At 64.6% G+C, this 18,553-nt stretch carries 12 protein-coding genes; 10 read left to right on the top strand and 2 right to left on the bottom strand.

All coding sequences use genetic code 11. The features are described from left to right. The first annotated feature begins 415 nt into the window (after positions 1-415). From ACIQTZ_RS09690 to ACIQTZ_RS09680, 3 genes are all read left to right on the top strand, one after another. A complete protein-coding gene (locus ACIQTZ_RS09690) occupies positions 416-2,014 on the top strand; it encodes a glycoside hydrolase family 68 protein (RefSeq protein WP_402979893.1) in 1,599 nt (532 codons plus the stop codon). An 87-nt stretch (positions 2,015-2,101) separates the two neighbouring features. Then, positions 2,102-3,742 carry a glycoside hydrolase family 32 protein gene (locus ACIQTZ_RS09685; RefSeq protein ID WP_402979890.1) on the top strand — a complete coding sequence of 547 codons (1,641 nt, stop codon included), beginning with the start codon at positions 2,102-2,104 and terminating at the stop codon, positions 3,740-3,742. A gap of 100 nt (positions 3,743-3,842) precedes the next feature. Further along, a complete protein-coding gene (locus ACIQTZ_RS09680; protein WP_402979887.1) occupies positions 3,843-5,588 on the top strand; it encodes a phospho-sugar mutase in 1,746 nt (581 codons plus the stop codon). On the opposite strand, the gene nirD is transcribed toward ACIQTZ_RS09680, so the two are convergent. Next, complete coding sequence (gene nirD / locus ACIQTZ_RS09675; RefSeq protein ID WP_397326076.1) at positions 5,585-5,947, bottom strand: nitrite reductase small subunit NirD; 363 nt, start codon at positions 5,945-5,947, stop codon at positions 5,585-5,587. The genes ACIQTZ_RS09680 and nirD overlap by 4 nt on opposite strands. 282 nt (positions 5,948-6,229) lie before the next feature. On the opposite strand from nirD, the gene nirB reads away from it, so the two are divergent. The 3 genes from nirB to ACIQTZ_RS09660 are packed head-to-tail and all read left to right on the top strand — an operon-like array spanning position 6,230 to position 11,063. Continuing rightward, on the top strand, positions 6,230-8,857 hold the full coding sequence (nirB, locus tag ACIQTZ_RS09670; RefSeq protein ID WP_402979884.1) for a nitrite reductase large subunit NirB: 2,628 nt from the start codon (positions 6,230-6,232) through the stop codon (positions 8,855-8,857). Positions 8,858-8,866: 9 nt separating this feature from the next. Then, complete coding sequence (cobA, locus tag ACIQTZ_RS09665; protein ID WP_402979881.1) at positions 8,867-9,901, top strand: uroporphyrinogen-III C-methyltransferase; 1,035 nt, start codon at positions 8,867-8,869, stop codon at positions 9,899-9,901. A gap of 10 nt (positions 9,902-9,911) precedes the next feature. Continuing rightward, on the top strand, positions 9,912-11,063 hold the full coding sequence (locus tag ACIQTZ_RS09660) for a uroporphyrinogen-III synthase (RefSeq protein WP_402979878.1): 1,152 nt from the start codon (positions 9,912-9,914) through the stop codon (positions 11,061-11,063). 33 nt (positions 11,064-11,096) lie between these two features. Here ACIQTZ_RS09660 and ACIQTZ_RS09655 read toward each other — a convergent pair whose 3' ends face one another. Continuing rightward, positions 11,097-12,395, bottom strand: a complete 1,299-nt coding sequence (locus tag ACIQTZ_RS09655; protein ID WP_400331043.1) for a Y-family DNA polymerase — start codon at positions 12,393-12,395, stop codon at positions 11,097-11,099. A gap of 159 nt (positions 12,396-12,554) precedes the next feature. Here ACIQTZ_RS09655 and ACIQTZ_RS09650 point away from each other — a divergent pair, with 159 nt between their 5' ends. From ACIQTZ_RS09650 to ACIQTZ_RS09635, 4 genes are all read left to right on the top strand, one after another. After that, positions 12,555-12,905, top strand: coding sequence for a metalloregulator ArsR/SmtB family transcription factor (locus ACIQTZ_RS09650; protein WP_402944378.1), 351 nt, complete (start codon positions 12,555-12,557; stop codon positions 12,903-12,905). Beyond that, on the top strand, positions 12,902-13,606 hold the full coding sequence (locus tag ACIQTZ_RS09645; RefSeq protein ID WP_402944199.1) for an aquaporin: 705 nt from the start codon (positions 12,902-12,904) through the stop codon (positions 13,604-13,606). Before ACIQTZ_RS09650 ends, ACIQTZ_RS09645 begins: the two co-directional genes overlap by 4 nt. Continuing rightward, entirely contained in the window at positions 13,603-14,010 is a 408-nt protein-coding gene (locus ACIQTZ_RS09640) for an arsenate reductase ArsC (protein WP_402944201.1), read from the top strand. The genes ACIQTZ_RS09645 and ACIQTZ_RS09640 overlap by 4 nt, the downstream gene beginning before the upstream one ends. Before the next feature lie 161 nt (positions 14,011-14,171). Further along, a complete protein-coding gene (locus tag ACIQTZ_RS09635) occupies positions 14,172-18,503 on the top strand; it encodes a molybdopterin-dependent oxidoreductase (RefSeq protein WP_402979875.1) in 4,332 nt (1,443 codons plus the stop codon). Positions 18,504-18,553 lie beyond the last annotated feature (50 nt).

Genomic DNA, 18,553 nt, shown 5'->3' with positions numbered 1-18,553 from the left:
TACTGCGACCTAGATGGGTGGGCATTTACGGGACTCAAGGCAGGCCGTCAAGTCACATGGCGCCCGTGTAAACGCACAGTAAATTCTCAGAATAAGTCTGTTTTATAGCGAAACATTTGACCCTCCCGCACCGTGCATGGCACGCGCGCGTGTTGGCAATGTAAACGCTTGCATCCACATGTCTGACATCCCCGTCGAAGCCATCGAAACAGGCTTTGCTTTGGCACCTGACACGTGTTTAGCGTGGAAAGTGCCCGGTAAGTCGACGTGCCGGAGCACCAGCGGCGAGCGCCTCAGGAAGGGCCGCCGCACCTCGAAACGATGGCGTCCCTCGAAGACGCCACCAGCAGATCGAGCGGACGCCGGACTCGAGCAGCAACTCCACGAAGTCCAATACTCCGCGAGAAGAGCAAGCATGAACACGCACTCAACCCCAACACGGCCAAGACGCCGCTTGCGCAAGGCAACAGCCATCGCAGCAGCAGTCGGCGTCGCCGGTGGCATCCTCCTTGTCACGCCGGCCGCGCAGGCCAACCTGCCGGCCGATCCGCCGTCGAGCACCATGCCGGCACCCACGCCCGGCTTTCCGCTGCCGTCGAACCACACGCAGCAGGCCTACGATCCGGCAGCGAACTTCACCTCCAAGTGGACCCGCGCCGATGCCAAGCAGATCATGGCCCAGAGCAACCCCAATGTCGCTCCCGGCCAGAACTCCATGAGCCCCAACGTCACCATGCCGGAAATCCCCAAAGACTTCCCGGCCATGAACGACGACGTGTGGGTGTGGGACACCTGGTCCCTGACCGACGAAAACGCCAACCAGATCAGCTACAAGGGCTGGGACGTCATCTTCTCCCTGGTGGCTGACCGGCACGCAGGCTACGGCTTCGACCAGCGGCACTGGAACGCCCGGATCGGTTACTTCTTCCGCAAGACCAACGCCGATCCTGCCAAGGACAAGTGGAACTATGGCGGGCACCTGTTCCTGGACAACACGTCCATCGGCAACACGGAATGGTCCGGCTCCACCCGCCTCATGCAGGGCAACAAGATCAACGTCTTCTACACGGCAACCACGTTCTACGACGTCAAGGAGCGGAACGCAGGCGGTGGCGGAATCGCCCCCGACGCCGTGATCGCCAAGGCCCTGGGCACCATCCACGCAGACAAGAACGGCGTGAGCTTCGACGGCTTCCAGCACACCAAGCTGCTTGAACCGGACGGAAAGCTATACCAGAACAAGGCCCAGAACCCCGGCTTCGCTTTCCGGGACCCGTATACGTTCGCCGATCCTGCACATCCCGGCAAGACCTTCATGGTCTTCGAAGGCAACACCGGCGGCGCCCGTGGTTCCTACAAGTGCAAGCAGGAAGACCTGGGTTACCGCCCGGGCGATCCCAACGCTGAGACCGTGGACCAGGTCAACAGCACCGGCGCCTGGTACCAGACGGCAAACGTCGGCCTGGCTGTGGCGGACAACAAGGACCTGACCAAGTGGAGCTTCTTGCCACCGATCCTGTCCGCCAACTGCGTCAACGACCAGACCGAGCGTCCGCAGATCTTCATCCAGAACGAGAACGGCAAGAACAAGTACTACCTGTTCACCATCAGCCACCAGTTCACGTACGCGGATGGGATGCGCGGCCCTGATGGCGTGTATGGCTTCGTCGGCAACGGCGTCCGCTCCGACTACCAGCCCGTGAACAACAGCGGCCTGGCACTCGGTTCGCCGACGGACCTCAACATGCCGGCCAACGCACCGGAAGGCCCGGACCCGCGCCAGAACGGCCGCCAGTTCCAGGCTTACTCGCACTACGTGCAGCCCGGCGGCTTGGTCCAGTCGTTCATCGACAACGTGGACGGCGTCCGCGGCGGTTCCCTCTCCCCCACGGTGAAGATGAACTTCCAGGGCGGCGTGACGCAGGTTGACCGCAGCTTCGGCAAGAACGGCCTCGGCCCGTTTGGCTACTTGCCCACCAACGTGCGCGTTGGCGGCGAGGGCCTCTACAAGTAAGACCCCTGGCCCATAAGGCCTCGGCAGGGGTGCGTGCGGCCACGAGCCGGGCGCACCCCCGCCACCCCCAACCCCCAGGATTTCCCCATGGTTTACCCCACCCCCAACACACCCAGCCCGCGCCTTTCCCGCCGCCAGTTGCTGGCCGCAAGTGCCGCCGTCGTGGTTTCGTTCTCAGCCGCCTCGTGCACAGCGCCACGCGACACGGAAAGCCCGACGCCGGTCCCCGCCACGCGCGGGCCGCAGCCTTCCGCTTCGGAGCCGTGGCGTCCCGCGGCGCACCTGACCGCGGAGAAGAACTGGCTCAACGACCCCAATGGCCTTGTCTACGCGAACGGGACCTACCACGCCTTCTACCAGCACAACCCCCGCGCGAACTCCTGGGGCAACATGTCCTGGGGGCACTCCACCAGCAAGGACCTGGTGCACTGGGAGCAGCAGCCGGTGGCCATGGAAGCCAGCGAGGACGAGGAGATCTTCTCCGGGTGCATCGTGCTGGATGAGAAGAACGCCTCCGAACTCGGGTCTGCCAAGAACCCGCCCATGGTTGCCCTCTACACCAGCGCCTACGGCAACAACGGAGCCCTGCCCCAAGGGGTCCAGGCACAGTCGGTCGCCTTCAGCCTGGACGGCGGAAGTACGTGGCAAAAGCACCGCGGCAACCCTGTGCTGAACCTCGCGCCGAGCAACAAAAATTTCAGGGACCCCAAAATCACTTGGTACGAGCCCGGCAATTACTGGGTGATGACCACCGTGGTGGCCGACGCCCAGGTGGTCAAACTCTTCAAATCCACCAACCTCCTCCATTGGGACTACCTGAGCGATTTCTCCGGCGTCGGCGCGCAAGGCGGGCTGTGGGAAGTGCCTGAGCTGCTGCAGATGAAAGTGGAGGGATCCACGGCCAGGAAGTGGGTCATGCTGCTGAGCATGAATCCGGGCGGTATCGCGGGCGGTTCGGGCATGCAGTACTTCGTGGGTGAGTTCGACGGCACGCGGTTCGTTGCGGAGAACGCAGCGGCTCCCGATGCTCCCCTGGAAGAGTCCCAGTGGCTGGATCACGGCGCCGACTACTACGCCGCCAACTCCATTTCCGGCGCTCCGGGCGACAAGCCGGTGCTCCTGGGGTGGATGGGCAACTGGGACTACGCCCAGGACGTCCCCACCACGCCGTGGCGGGGTGCCATGGCGATCCCGCGGGAGCTTACCTTGGTCCGCGGTGAAGAGCGGTACGAGTTGCGCTCGGCCATTGCGGCGACCGCCCTTGAACAACTGGAGCTTGGTGAGCTGATGAGCAAAAACCTCACCGTCTCCTCCCGGTTGGAGTCGCTTGGCTCCGATTTCGAGGGCCGCAGCCAACTCCTTGACCTTGAACTGGACCTCGGTTCGGCCAGCGAAGCCGGCATCCTGCTCCGTCATTCCGCCGACGGCGAGGATGGACTCCGCATCTCCTATGACAAGGAGACGGGTACGTTGAAAGTGGACCGTTCGAAGGCCGGGACCACGAACTTTTCGGAAAAGTTCAGTCCCTACCATCAGGTACGCGTGCCTGCAGACGGCAACAAGGTGCGCCTGCGGATCTTGCTCGATACCTCGTCGGTGGAGGTCTTTGCGCAGGACGGGGCTGCCGTGATCACGGACACGTTCTTCCCTGGCTGGGACCACACCGGGGCCTCCGTTTTCAGCATCGACGGCGACACAGAATTCTCAATCCGCTCCCGCACCCTCTAGAGCAACGCGGGGTCAGATACGGCCCATTACGACCCGTTTTATGGGCCGTATCTGACCCCGCGTTGCCTTTGGTGTCGGCATTGAGGATAGTTTTGTGCTTATGACATCGAGCGATGCCGCACTTGGACAACTGATTGACGACGCCCACGCGTGGGCTTCCCAGGACCCCGACCCCGCGACGTCGGCCGCCCTCCTGGAGCTCGCCGCCCTTGCCGGAGACGGGGATGCCGGAGCAGCCCAGGAGCTCGCGGACAGCTTCAACGGCACACTGCAGTTCGGCACGGCCGGCCTGCGCGCCGCCCTCGGCCCGGGCCCCAACCGGATGAACCGCGTGGTGGTCCGACGGGCAGCGGCAGGCCTGGCGGCTTTCCTCACCGAAGCGGTTGGCGCCGCATGCCCGGGAACCCGGCCGCGCGCCGTCGTCGGCTTTGATGCCCGCTACAACTCGGACATTTTCGCGCAGGAAACGGCGGCGATCTTCGCTGCCGCCGGCATCGACGCGTTCCTCATGCCGGCAGCACTTCCGACGCCGATCCTCGCCTACGCGGTGCGCGCGCTGGATTGCGACGGCGGAGTGATGGTTACAGCCAGCCACAACCCTCCGCAGGACAACGGTTACAAGGTCTACCTGGGGCGGCATGCGGTGGCCGAGAGCGGACGGGGTGCGCAGATCGTTGCCCCTTTCGATGCGGAAATTGCCTCGAAGATCTCAGGGGTGGGTCCGCTGGAATCGATTGAACTGGCGGGTGAAGGCTGGACCGTGCTGCCCGCCTCCATCGCCACGGACTACGAAGCTGCCATGGCTGGCTTGGCGGATCGCGAACACTTCCCTGCGCGGGACCTCAAGATCGTCCTCACCCCCATGCACGGCGTGGGCGGCGAAACAGCCGTGTCCGTGCTCAACGCTGCCGGTTTCGCGGACGTGACCCTGGTGGCCGAACAGGCCCAACCGGATCCGGACTTCCCCACGGTGGCCTTCCCCAACCCGGAGGAACCCGGTGCACTGGACCTGGCGCTCGCGAAGGCTGCAGAGGCAGGGGCGGACATCGTCCTGGCCAACGACCCCGACGCCGACCGGGCGGCGGTTGCCGCCTTGGACCCCGCGACGGGTGAATGGCGGATGCTGCGGGGTGACGAAGTGGGCGCGATCCTGGGGGCCCATGTGGTGGCCCGGCTGGCCGCGACGCCAAGCGATGAACCACGCGAGGGCGTCTTCGCCAACTCGATTGTTTCGTCCAGGCTCCTGTCCCGCATTGCCTCGGCTGCAGGTTACGCCCACGAGGAAACGCTCACGGGCTTCAAGTGGATCTCGCGCGTTCCCGGCCTGATCTACGGATATGAGGAAGCACTCGGTTACTGTGTGGCGCCGGATTTGGTGAAGGACAAGGACGGCATTTCGGCCGCCGTGCTCATCGCCGAGCTTGCGGCGGCTGCGAAGGCCGACGGCAAGACAGTCTTCGATACCTTGGACGAGTTGTACTTGGTCCATGGCCTGCACGCGAGCGACCAACTCAGCATTCGCGTGGCGGACCTGGGGCTGCTGGATGCCATGATGAACCGCTTGCGGGTCAACCCGCCGGAAGCGTTTGGAGGCTCCGCCGTCGAGGTCTTCACGGACCTCGCCGAAGGAAGCGAAACGTTGCCACCCACGGACGGGCTGCTGTACCTGACCAAGGACCAGAGCCGCGTGATCATCAGGCCCAGCGGCACCGAGCCCAAACTGAAGTGCTACCTGGAGGTCATCCAGCCCGTGGAGTCGGCGGCGGAACTTCCCGCTGCCCGCCAAGCGGCACGGACATCCCTGGACGATGTCCTCAGGGATGTCCGCGAAGCGCTGGGACTCTAGAGCTCAACCTCGATGTAGCCATCCACCAATCGGGTGGCATAGGTGGCGAGCGTCAGTTCCGGGTGCGTGAAGCATTCGCCGGTCTCCAGGTCGTAGACCTCCTTGTGCAGCGGCGAGGCGATGGTGGGCCGCGCCCCGCGGGACCCGATGATGCCGCGCGCCATCACATTGGCGAACGTTGCCGGATCCTGCTGTGCGACGGCGAAAACCTCACCGGGGGCGGTGCGGAACAACGCTACCTGCCGGCCCTCGATCAGTGCAGCCTCGCCCCATGCCAGTTCGAGCTCGTCCACCGGGCACACCCGATGCCAGGTGCCGGTGATGGACAGGTCCTCTGCGCGGTCAAGAATTACGGTCATGTCAGCCCCTCTCGCTGCGTCCGGGTGCGGGCACTTTCCACCGTCACTCCCCCGGACCAGGCCACGCTTGCGGCCACCCCTCAAAGCTAGGACCCGGGTGTTTCAACCGGTGTCAGGCTTTGTGTCCAGCGCGTAAAAGAGACCTCACGCCCCGCGAAATGCGTTCGTGATGCAGAAGTTAAGATCACGAAACAAACGGGAAACTGAAGTGAAACTGCCCTTCCCTAGGCTGATTCCACAAGTTGCGGAGACCTGTCTGCAACATTTGCGAAAGGCCCACCAGTGACCGGACACACTTCAAGCACAGAGAACCCGCGCCGCATCGTCGTGGTCGGAGGCGGCCCTGCTGCCCACCGTTTTACCGACGCCATGTACAACCGCGGACTCGATGGCTGGCAGGTTACCGTCCTCACCGAGGAAGCCCACCTCCCCTACGACCGCGTGGCATTGAGCAAGGCCCTGACCGAAACAGATGTTGACCTCACCCTCGGTGACGCGTCCATGTGGGACCACCAGGCCCTGGCCCTGAAGACCGGCGAGCGCGCCATCAAGGTAGACACGGTCGCCAAGACCGTCCTCACCGCCGCCGGCAACAAGTACGAATACGACGAGCTGGTAGTCGCTTCCGGTTCGGACGCAGCCCGCCTGCCGATTCCCGGCGCCGAACACACCCACGTGTACCGCACGCTGGAGGACGTGTGGGCCATCAATAAGGCGATCGCCGATCTCGGTGCCAAGCTGGGCCGCAAGGTCAATGCCGTCACCATCGGCGGCGGCTTGCTGGGCCTTGAGTCCGCTGCCGGAACCGAACAGCTCGGTGCCACGCCGGTGGTCATCAACGGCTCGCCGTGGCTCATGAACACGCAGTTGGACGAAGGCGCCGGCCAGGCCCTGGGACGTTTGATCGAGGCCAAGGGCTTCGAGGTCCACGGCGGCGTGTTCCCGTCCGAAGTAGTAACGGACGACGACGGCCAGGTCACCGGAGTCTTGATGGCAGACGGCCGCACCATCCCTGCAGACCTGGTGATCGTCGCGATCGGCGTGAAGCCCCGCGATGACCTGTTCCGCGCAGCCGAGGGCGAAGAGCAGCTCTTCAGCCTGGGACAACGCGGAGGCGTAGTCATCAACGATTTCTGTGCCACCGAGGTTGAAGGCATCTGGGCGATTGGTGAAGTGGCCAACTTCGGCGGTATGTGCCTGGGCCTGGTGGCTCCGGCGAACACCATGGCCGAGATCGTGGCCGACCGCCTTCATGGTGGCGAGGCGACGTTCCCGGGCTTCGATACCGCTACCAAGCTGAAGTTGTCCGGCGTGGACGTTGCCAGCTTTGGTGACGCCTTCGCCAGGACGGAGCACTCCCTGGAGATCGTGTACGCCGATCCCGCCCGTGGCGTCTACCAGAAGATCGTCACCACCGACGACGCCAAGACCCTCCTGGGCGGCATCTTCGTCGGCGACGCTTCCCCGTACATGAGCCTGCGACCGCTCCTGGGCCGCGAGCTCCCCGCCGAACCGGGCGCCTACCTGAGCGCTGCCGGTGGCGGCGAGGCCCCGGAAACAGAACTGCCGGACGACGCCATCCTCTGCTCCTGCAACAACGTCGCGGCGGGAACCATCCGCGACTCGATCAATGCCTGCGGTGCCTGCGAGGGGAACGCTCCCGTGCAGGAACTGGGCGAGCTGAAGGGCTGCACCCGCGCCGGCACCCAGTGTGGTTCCTGTGTCCCCATGCTGAAGAAGCTCCTCGAAGGCGAACTGAAGAAGTCCGGCATCGAGGTCTCCAAGGCGCTCTGCGAGCACATCAGCCTGTCCCGCCAGGAACTCTTTGACGCCATCCGAGTCCTGGAACTCAGTTCTTTCGAAGACATCATGGCCAAGTACGGCACGGGCGCCGGTTGCGACATCTGCAAGCCGACCATTGCCTCCATCCTGGCCAGCCAGCACTCCGCCTACGTGCTCGATGCCGGCCGTGGCACCCTGCAGGACACCAACGACCGCGCCTTGGCGAACATGCAGAAGGACGGCACCTACTCGGTGGTTCCCCGCATCGCCGGTGGCGAGATCACCCCGAAGGGCCTTGGCGTCATTGCCGCCGTGGCCGAGAAGTACGGTCTCTACACGAAGATCACCGGCGGCCAGCGCATCGACATGTTCGGTGCCCGCCTCGAGCAGCTCCCGGACATCTGGAAGGAACTGGTGGACGCCGGTTTCGAATCCGGACAGGCGTACGGCAAGAGCCTGCGCACCGTGAAGTCCTGCGTCGGCTCCACGTGGTGCCGCTTCGGCGTCCAGGACTCCGTGCAGATGGCGATCGCCCTGGAGCTGCGCTACCGCGGCCTGCGCAGCCCGCACAAGCTGAAGATGGGTGTTTCCGGTTGCGCCCGTGAGTGCGCCGAAGCCCGCGGCAAGGACGTTGGCGTGATCGCCACGGCCGATGGCTGGAACCTGTACGTCGGCGGAAACGGTGGCGCCACTCCCGCCCACGCCCAGTTGCTGGCCAAGGACCTGGACGACGAGACGCTCATCAAGTACATCGACCGCTACCTCATGTACTACATCCGTACGGCGGACCGCCTGCAGCGCACGGCCCGCTGGCAAGAGGAGCTCGACGGCGGGCTGAAGCACGTGGAAGAAGTGGTGGTCAACGACTCCCTGGGCATCGCCGAGGAACTCGAAGCCGCGATGTCCAAGCACATCGACACCTACGAGGACGAGTGGGCCGAGACCCTGAAGGATCCGGAGCGCCTGCGCCGTTTCCGTTCCTTCGTCAACGCGCCCAACCAGAAGGACGACTCCATCTCCTTCGTTCCGGAACGCGGCCAGATCCGCCCGGCGACGAACGAGGAAAAGGGCGGCGTACTCATCGCTTCCACCATTCCGGTCCGCAGCGCCGTCACGGCAGACAACTAGGGGGATTCCATGCAGCTCACCATCGACCTCACCGGCCGGGACATCCTGGTCACCGGTTCCGATACCGCTTCCCGCCAGGCGGTCCGCCGCTACCAGGCTGCGGGTGCCACGGTCCACCGGCTGGGCACGCCATCGGATATCGCCTTCGACGGTCCGCTCACCGTGCGCCCGTTCCTGGTGGCAGTGGTGGACGACGGCGATACCGGCTGGCTGCCGCTGCTGGAACGCTGCCGCGAAGCCGGAATTCCTGTGGCCCACGAACCTGCCGCCGGTCCGGAAGGAAACGTGACCCTGGTGGGCGGCGGTCCGGGCGCCTTGGATCTCTTGACCGTCGGTGCCGTCGACGCCCTGCGGGATGCCGACGTCGTTTTTTACGATCGACTCGCGCCCTACCAGGAGCTTGCGGCACTGACGTCCGCCGACCTTGTGGACGTCGGAAAGCAGCCCGGGCACCACAAAGTGACGCAGCGTGACATCGAGAAACTGATGGTGGAAGCCGCACTGCTGGGCAAGAATGTGGTCCGCCTCAAGGGTGGCGACCCCTACGTGTTCGGACGCGGCGGCGAAGAAGTGGCAGCTTGTGTCGCGGCTGGTGTACCGGTACGTGTGATCTCCGGGGTTACGAGCGCCATCTCCGTTCCTGCCGCTGCCGGAATTCCGGTCACCCACAGGGAAGTAAGCCACATGTTCACGGTGGTTTCCGGTCACGCTCCCCTCACCGAGAAGGAGCACACCCACCTGGCGGGCCTCGGCGGAACCATCGTGGTCCTGATGGGCATCGGCACGCTCCCCCAGCTTGCCGCGGGACTCCGCCGTGCCGGCATGAAGCTGGACATGCCCATGGCAGTAGTGGAGCGCGGATACCGCCCCGGCCAACGCACCACCATCGCGGATCTGGGTACCATCGAAACGGCAGCCACCGGTTGCAGCAACCCGGCCGTGCTGGTCATCGGCGAGGTGGTCCGGGTGGCTGAAGCCAACCGCAATCATGCCGAAGCATCCGCTGAACTGAGCCGCCTCGCGGCTTCGCTCCTTGAAGCCTGAAGGTAGACCCATGACTGTTGCACACGATCTCGAAGCTGCTGCGACGTTGGCCGAGGCCACCGAAGCCGCTGAGCTGCCGCTGGATGGCTTTCGCATCGGCGTCACCTCACACCGCCGTTCCCGGGACCTCATCGAGGCCCTGGAACGCCGCGGTGCGAGCGTGCTCCACGCCCCCGCCTTGAAGATCGCTCCCGTCCAGGAGGACCTGGTCCTCATCGAGGACACGCGGACCATCATCGAGGCCAAACCTGACATCTGCATCGCCACCACGGCCTATGGCATGCGACGCTGGTGCGAGGCCGCGGATTCCTTCGGGATCGGCGAGCAACTGCTGGAGACACTGTCTGCCTGCCGGATGTTCGTCCGCGGCCCCAAGGCCCGCGGTGCCGTGCGCGCGGCGGGTCTTGCCGACGTCGGAATCAGCAGCGACGAAACCACCGCCACGCTGGTGGACATGCTCCTCGCGGAAGGAGTCCGCGGCAAGACCGTGGCCGTGCAGCTTCACGGCTACACGGATGTGCGCCAACTTGAGCGGCTGCGGATGTCCGGCGCGACGGTGCTGACCGTCACTCCTTACCGGTGGGTGAAACCTGACGGCGAGGACAAGCTGCCGCGCCTGATCGAAGCCGTGGTCGGCGGAAATCTGGACGTCCTGACGTTCACCAGCGCCCCGGCCGTGGATGCCATGTGGAGCACGGCGCACGAGATGGGCCTGTACCGCCAGCTCATCGAGGCCCTCAAGGGACCCGTGACTGTCGCGGCCGTGGGGCCGGTCACCGCCCAGCCACTGGTCGACGCCGGGCTGACGCCACTCATCCCGGACCGGTACCGCATGGGTGCCCTGATACGCCTGGTCACTGAGCACCTTTCCTTGAACCACGTGCGCCGCCTGGAGACCAGGAGCGCCACCATCGAGCTGCGTGGCCGTTGCCTGCGGATCAACGGTGAAGTGGTGGAATTGGCGCCTGCCCCGTTGCTGTTGCTGCGGGCCCTCTTGGGTGCCGGCGGCGCCGTGCTTTCCCGTGAAGCGTTGTCCGACCTGCTGGACCTCCGCGGTTCCGTGCACGCCTTGGACATGACGGTCAGCCGGCTGCGGTCCTCGCTGCCCGACGGCAAGCTCGTGGAGACCGTGGTGAAGCGCGGGTACCGCCTGCGGGCGTAGTCCTCTCTGCATCCCGCTGCGCCACCGTTCATTTCAGGCTGCCTTCACCAGGGGCAGTTCGTCCCAACGGGTGGTGTAGCGGGGGCTGAGCAGGCCCCGTTTCATGGACCAGTCCGGGCCGCCGCGGATGCCCGCATGCCCCAAGCCGATGGAGCCGCGGCCGTAGCGTTTGCTGACCTGTTCCAGGAGCGGCCCGATCCCCCGTTCCTCGTGGCGGTTCTCGAAGATCTCCAACGGTTTCTGGTTGCCCGTGGGCCGCAGGTCCGTGACCATGATCCCCGCCTTGGCGTACTTGGTCCCTTCCTGGAACTTGGGCACCAAGGCATGCGCGGCTTTGGTCAGGAGCACGGGATCCGACGTCGGCATGGGCAACCTGACGGTGACGGTGGGGAAGGATTTGTCGTTCGGGTTGTACACGGATGTTGCCGCGTAGGCCGTAAGCAGCTTGGCTTGGAGGTCGTGCTTCGCCAGGCGGGCACTGGCCATCTGGCCATAGACGCTGAGCACCTGCCGCAACTGCGCCGCCGTCGTAATCGGCGTCGAAAACGAGCGGGAGAAAATCAGCTGGTCCCGCCCGATCCGTTCCTCTTCCATGGGGATGCACGGCGTGCCCTGCAACTCCAGCACAGTACGCATCACCACGATCGAGAACTTGTCCCGGAGCTTCACGGGGTCCGCCCGCACCAAGTCCAGGATGGAGAAGATTCCGATGGCATTCAGCCTCTTGGTAAGCCGGGTGGCGATCCCCCAGATTTCGATGACGGACAGCCGTGCCATGAGCGCCTCTCGCTGATCGGCCGGCACGGAATCCCAGCGGCACACGCCATTGAACGCGGGATTGTGCTTGGCCCACTTATTGGCGAGCTTGGCGAGGGTCTTGGTGGGGGCGATGCCTACGCACACCGGAACGCCCACATGCTTGCGACACGCTTCCTTGATGGTCCGGCCCAGCTCCAGGAGGTTTTCCGGGCCGCCCTTGACCCCCAGGAACGCTTCATCGATGGAGTACACCTCCTGCCACGCCGAGTAGCGCCGCAAGAGTTCCATGACGCGCAGGCTGATATCTCCGTAGAGCTCGTAGTTGCTGGACATCGCTATGAGTCCCCACTCCTTGGCCCGCGGGGCGATCTTGAACCACGGGTCTCCTACGCCGATCCCGAGCTTCTTGGCCTCCGGTGACCGGGTCACCGCACAGCCGTCGTTGTTGGACAGGACGATCAGGGGTTTGCCCTCCAACGCTGGATTGAAGGCCCGCTCGGCTGATGCGTAGAAACAGTTGATGTCCACATGGGCGATCTCCTGCATCCGGCGCATGAGGGCTGGTTTGGACATCGGGCCCCCTTCCGGCGCTAGCAGATGACCCCGGCCTTCGGCTGGTTCAACACGGTATTTTTCGAACAAATATTCGAATGGTTCAACTGTACAGCGGGGCCACGACAAAGTAGCGGTCTTGTCTAAAACATAGATGAGTGTAAATATTTATAGGTGTCTATGTCTTTGGAACTGACCCCGGTTCAAGCGGTCGCCTGCTGCTCACCACTCGCCAGGGAGCCCCTGTCCGAAAGCGAAGCCGAGGGTGTCGCCCCGCTGTTGAAGGCACTGGCCGACCCCGTGCGGTTGCGGCTCATGTCCCTCGTTGCCTCCCATGAGGGCGGCGAGGCGTGCGTGTGCGACCTCAACGACGCCTTTGAGTTGTCGCAGCCCACCATCAGCCACCACCTGAAAGTGCTGCACGAGGTTGGGTTGCTGGATCGCGAGAAGCGTGGCGTGTGGGTTTACTACAAGGCCCGGACCGAGGCGTTGCAGAACCTGGCGGCACTGATCGGCGGGCAGGCCGGGTGAAGGATGTTCTGGCCCGGCGGGCCACGGCTGAGTTCATCGGCACTTCCCTGCTGGTGATGGCCGTGGTTGGGTCGGGCGTGATGGCCTCACGGCTGTCACCGAACGACGTCGGACTGCAGCTTTTGCAGAACAGCCTCGCCACCGGCGCCGCACTGCTCGCGCTGATCCTGGCACTCCAGCCGGTTTCGGCATCGTTCAACCCCGTGGTCACCCTGGTTGAACGGGTCCTCGGGGTCATCGATACCCGGACTGCGGCTGTGCTGGCCTCAGCACAGGTTCTTGGCGGTTTGTCCGGGACGGTCGCATCAAACCTGATGTTCGGGTTGGACGCGGTGTCCTTCGCTGCGCGTGACCGGTCCGGTCCGGGTCTGTGGCTGGCTGAAGTCATCGCTACCGCCGGGCTGCTGGTGGTGGTTTTCGGTTCCATCCGGTCCGGCAGGGCGGATCGGGTGGCGTTCGCCGTCGGCGGTTACATCGCAGCCGCCTACTGGTTCACCTCATCCACCAGCTTCGCCAACCCTGCAGTCACGATCGCCCGGACCATCACTGATACCTTCTCCGGGATCGCCCCAGCCTCCGCCCCGGGATTCATCCTGGCCCAACTCGCCGGCGGCGTTCTTGGGTTTGCCCTGGTCCGATTCCTCTACCCCATTCCCGGTGCTTCCGCGGATACCGCCGCTGACCGAAAAGTGCTCACGTGAGCAACAAGCCCTCTGTCCTGTTCGTCTGCGTCCACAATGCCGGCCGCTCCCAGATGGCCGCCGCCTACCTCACCACCCTTTCCGGCGGGGCCATTGAGGTCCGCTCTGCCGGCTCGCAGCCCGCCGAGCAGGTCAACCCGGCCGCCGTCGAAGCGATGGCCGAGGTGGGCATCGACATGTCAGCCGAGATCCCGAAAGTCCTCACCACCGAGGCTGTCCAGGACTCCGACGTCGTCATCACCATGGGCTGCGGCGACGAATGCCCCTACTTCCCCGGCAAACGCTACGAGGACTGGGGCCTCGAAGACCCGGCCGGAAAGGGCGTCGAATCCATTCGCCCGATCCGCGATGAAATTAAAGGCCGGGTGGAGTCGCTGATCGCTTCCCTGGATCGGCGCGCCTAACCGCTAATCAGCAGTTGCGGTTGAGAACTATTTACAAGACCGCAATCATCAAGCAAAGGATACGAATTATCCGAATCTGAGTATTGATACCACGGCAATTGTTGGTGGGATCGGGACTCAGGTGAGGAAGTAAATCGTTGGCTGCTGGTCATGGAAGTACCGTGAAGACGCTCTGCGGATACTGCGGTGTCGGCTGCGGCCTGGTTCTGGAGATCGGCAAGGATCCAAAGACGGGCGCAATCCGGGCGCTGAAGTCCACCGGCAACAAGGAGCATCCCACCAACTTCGGTCGGTTGTGCACGAAGGGCGCCACGACGGCGGACATGCTCGCCGCCCCTGGAAGGATGGAGAGCGCGTTCGTCCGGGCTTCCCGCGGCGAGGAACCACAGGCGATGGCCGTGGACCAAACCATCACCGAAACCGCGGCAAAGCTCCGCACGATCCTGGACGCGCATGGCCCGGATGCGATCTCCCTGTACGTCTCCGGGCAGATGTCCCTCGAGGCGCAGTACTTGGCGAACAAGCTGGCAAAGGGTTTCATCGGCACCAACCAGATCGAATCGAACTCCCGGCTGTGCATGGCCAGTGCGGGCTCGGGCTACAAGCTCTCGTTGGGCGCTGACGGCCCTCCGGGTTCGTACCAGGATTTCGACCAGGCCAACGTGTTCTTCGTGGCCGGGGCGAACATGGCGGATTGCCACCCGATCCTGTTCCTTCGCCTGATGGACCGGGTCAAGGCGGGGGCCAAGCTGATCGTCGTGGACCCGCGCCGCAATGCCACCGCCGACAAGGCCGATCTGTTCCTGCAGATCAAACCCGGCACGGACTTGTCCCTGCTTAATGGGCTGATGCACCTGCTGGTGGAGAATGGCCACACCGATCCCGAGTTCATCTCTGAATTCACTGAGGGGTGGGAGGCCATGCCGGAGTTCCTGGCCGACTACACCCCGGCGAAGGTCGCCGAAACCACCGGCATTCCCGAAACCGATATCCGGCAGGCCGCCCAGTGGATCGGTGAGGCCGGTGAGTGGATGAGCTGCTGGACCATGGGCCTGAACCAGAGCACCCACGGGACGTGGAACACCAACGCGATCGTCAACCTCCACCTGGCCACCGGAGCGATCTGCCGGCCCGGGAGCGGGCCGTTCTCCCTCACCGGGCAGCCCAACGCGATGGGCGGCCGCGAGATGGGCTACATGGGCCCTGGACTCCCTGGGCAGCGCTCAGCCATTGTTGACGCTGACCGAGAGTTCGTCGAAAAGGCCTGGGGCGTCCCTGCCGGCACCATCCGCACCGAGACCGGTGGCGGAACCATCGACATGTTCCAGCGTATGGCCGAGGGCCAGATCAAGGCGTGCTGGATTATCTGCACCAACCCGGTTGCAACGGTCGCGAACCGGAAGACGGTTCTTGCCGGGCTCGAAGCCGCGGAGCTGGTGATCACCCAGGACGCGTTCCGCGAAACCGAAACCAACGACTACGCCGACGTCGTGCTGCCCGCCTCGCTGTGGACCGAGTCCGAGGGCGTCATGATCAACTCCGAACGCAACCTGACGTTGTTCCAACCAGGTGTTGAAGCACCGGGACAGTCTCTGCCGGACTGGCAGATCATTGCCCGCATCGCCTGCGAGATGGGCTTCGCTGAAGCTTTCAGTTACGCCAGCGCCGAGGAGGTCTTCGAGGAGATCAAAGGATTCTGGAACCCCAAGACCGGGTACGACCTTCGTGGAGTGAGCTACGCCCGGCTTCGCGAAACCCCGGTGCAGTGGCCGGCGGCCACGGCCGAGGGCAGCGGCCGGAACCCCATCCGCTACCTCAACGACGGGATCAGCCAAAAACTGCTCGTCCGTGAAGATGGCAGCACTCCGCGACTGGCGTTCCCGACGGCGACCGGCCGGGCCTCGTTCTTCGCCCGCCCGCACATGGACGCGAAGGAAATGCCCGACGACGACTACCCCATCCTGCTCAACACCGGACGCCTCGCGCATCAATGGCACACCATGACCAAAACCGGCAAGGTCGCCAAACTCAACAAACTCAACCCCGGTCCGTTCGTCGAAATCCACCCCGAGGACGCCGAACGGCTCGGCATCGTCGACAAAGACAGCGTCGAGGTCGCGTCCCGCCGCGGGCGGGCGGTCCTTCCCGCCGTCGTGACCGACCGCGTCCGTCCCGGGAACTGTTTCGCACCGTTCCACTGGAACGATGCCTTCGGCGAATACCTGTCCATCAACGCCGTCACCAACGACGCAATCGACCCCATCTCCCAACAACCCGAATTCAAAGCCTGCGCCGTGGTCCTGACCAAGGTCAAGACCAGCACACCCGCCGTCCCCGCAGACACGGCAGCCCCGTCCGTGCCGGCTGCGGCAGAGGCCAGAGTGCCGGCAGCGCCACCGAACACACCCGGCCAGACCTCGGCCATGGAGGTATCAGCAGTGACACAAGGACAAGTGCTCTCACGGATCCTGGGACACGAACCCGCACCGGCTCCCGCGTTTACCGCGACCGAGCAGGCCTACCTGTCCGGTATGCTTGCCGCGCTGAACGCCGGCGCCGCCAACCTCACGCACGGCGCACCTGCACTGCCAGCCAACGCCCCGTTCGCGCCGGAGACGCGGATGTTCATCGACGGCATGCTCGCCGGCATGTACTCCCGCTCCCCCGTCCCCGGCGGGACCTTGGAACTCTCATCCCCAGCCGCGCCCGCCGCTGTTGGCAACACCTCCGGTGCCGCTGCGGCGGCACCAGCAACCGTCTCCCCGCCGGCAGCCGCCGGAACCCCTGACGCTTCCGAGCCTCCGGTTCTGGTGGTGTGGGCATCACAGACCGGCAACGCCGAAGAGTTCGCCGCCCAATGCGCCACGGAACTCACCGCATCGGGCCGGCCAGCGGATCTGCGCTGCATGGACGACGTCGATGTGGTCACTTTGGCCTCGGTTGCGGAACTGCTGGTGGTTACCAGCACCACGGGCGACGGCGAAGCCCCCGACAACGGTTCCTCGTTCTGGGACGCGATCAGCGCCGAGACCGCCCCCACACTTGCCGGAACCCGGTACAGCGTCCTGGGTTTCGGGGACTCCAGCTACGACGATTTCTGCGGCTACGCCCGCAAGCTCGACACCCGACTGGCCGAGCTCGGTGCCACCAGAATGGCTCCCCGCACCGACTGCGAGCCGGACTTCGAGGAACCCGCCGGAGCGTGGCTGGCAACCATCCAGACCGCTTTGACCGCCGAGGCGCCTGAGTCCGCACAGGCGAAGCACCCTGTGTCTGTGGGAGCACCCGATACCGGCGCCAACGTTGCCGTTGCGCCCGTGAGAGCTCCCAAACCCATCCCCCACCTGGTCGAACCCGGATCTCCGGAACCATCCGGGTATACACGCAAGGCTCCGCTGTCTACGTTGCTTGTCCGCAATGAGCTGCTGAGCCGCCCCGGCGCGTCCAAGGACGTGCGCCAGTTCGGCTTCCACCTCCCAGACGGCTCTCTCACCTACGAAGCCGGCGATGCCCTTGGCGTCTGGCCGCGGAACAACCCACGCCTCGTCATCGAATGGCTCAACCTCACGGCCCTGGACGCAGCCACGCCGGTGACCTTGCCCGACCACGGGACCATGTCCTTGGAGATCGCCCTGCGGGAACGGCTGGACATCACGAAAATCACCCCGGACTTCCTGCGCTTTGTCCTGGACCGCACCCACGACGCGGACCTCGCCTCACTCCTGCGCCCGGAAAACAAGAAAGCCCTCACCGAATGGCTCTGGGCCCGGCAACCGGCGGACGTCCTCAAAAGCCTCGACGTCAAGGCAACGGCAGAGGAGTGGCTGACCGTGCTTAAACCCCTGCAGCCGCGGCTGTACTCGATCTCCTCCAGCCCCAGGACTGACCCCCGTGAGGTCCAACTCACGGTCTCCGCGGTGCGGTATGGCTGCGAAGGCACGCCCCGGCACGGGGTCTGCTCGACGTTCCTGGCGGACCACCTTGAAGACGACAACGTCTCCATCTACATCCAGAAGGCCTCAAGCTTCCGTCCGCCAGCGGGCCGGGAGACACCGATGATCATGGTTGGACCCGGAACCGGCATCGCACCGTTCCGCGGGTTCCTCCACGACAGGCGCGCCCAAGGCCACACCGGACCCAACTGGCTGTTCTTCGGCGAACAACACGCCGAAACCGACTTCTACTACAAAGACGAAATCTCCGCCATGCACGCCGACGGGTTCCTCACCCGCCTGGATCTCGCGTTCTCCCGCGACCAGGCCGAGAAAATCTACGTCCAGGACCGCATGCGCGAACACGGCGCCGAACTCTGGAAATGGCTCGAATCGGGGGCGCACTTCTACGTCTGCGGAGACGCCAGCCGGATGGCCAAAGACGTCGACAAAACCCTCACGGAAATCGCAGCCGCGCACGGCGGCATCTCCGAAATCGAAGCCAAGGGCTACGTCAAGAACCTCGCAGCCCAGAAACGCTACCTGCGGGATGTGTACTGATCAGATCAGTCACATTCGAATTTACGGACTCTTGGCTTGGTTTGAACCGC

It is taken from the genome of Paenarthrobacter sp. NPDC090520 (assembly GCF_044769205.1).
Taxonomy (GTDB): domain Bacteria; phylum Actinomycetota; class Actinomycetes; order Actinomycetales; family Micrococcaceae; genus Arthrobacter.
The sequence above is the reverse complement of the archived record's forward strand: the minus strand, read 5'-3'. Positions and strand labels throughout refer to the sequence as shown.

Bases quoted from the DNA above. Each gene is read 5' to 3' on its own strand.
- ACIQTZ_RS09690 (WP_402979893.1), top strand. From the start codon at position 416: ATGAACACGCACTCAACCCCAACACGGCCAAGACGCCGCTTGCGCAAG.
- ACIQTZ_RS09685 (WP_402979890.1), top strand. From the start codon at position 2,102: ATGGTTTACCCCACCCCCAACACACCCAGCCCGCGCCTTTCCCGCCGC.
- ACIQTZ_RS09680 (WP_402979887.1), top strand. From the start codon at position 3,843: ATGACATCGAGCGATGCCGCACTTGGACAACTGATTGACGACGCCCAC.
- nirD (WP_397326076.1), bottom strand. From the start codon at position 5,947: ATGACCGTAATTCTTGACCGCGCAGAGGACCTGTCCATCACCGGCACC.
- cobA (WP_402979881.1), top strand. From the start codon at position 8,867: ATGCAGCTCACCATCGACCTCACCGGCCGGGACATCCTGGTCACCGGT.
- ACIQTZ_RS09660 (WP_402979878.1), top strand. From the start codon at position 9,912: ATGACTGTTGCACACGATCTCGAAGCTGCTGCGACGTTGGCCGAGGCC.
- ACIQTZ_RS09655 (WP_400331043.1), bottom strand. From the start codon at position 12,395: ATGTCCAAACCAGCCCTCATGCGCCGGATGCAGGAGATCGCCCATGTG.
- ACIQTZ_RS09650 (WP_402944378.1), top strand. From the start codon at position 12,555: ATGTCTTTGGAACTGACCCCGGTTCAAGCGGTCGCCTGCTGCTCACCA.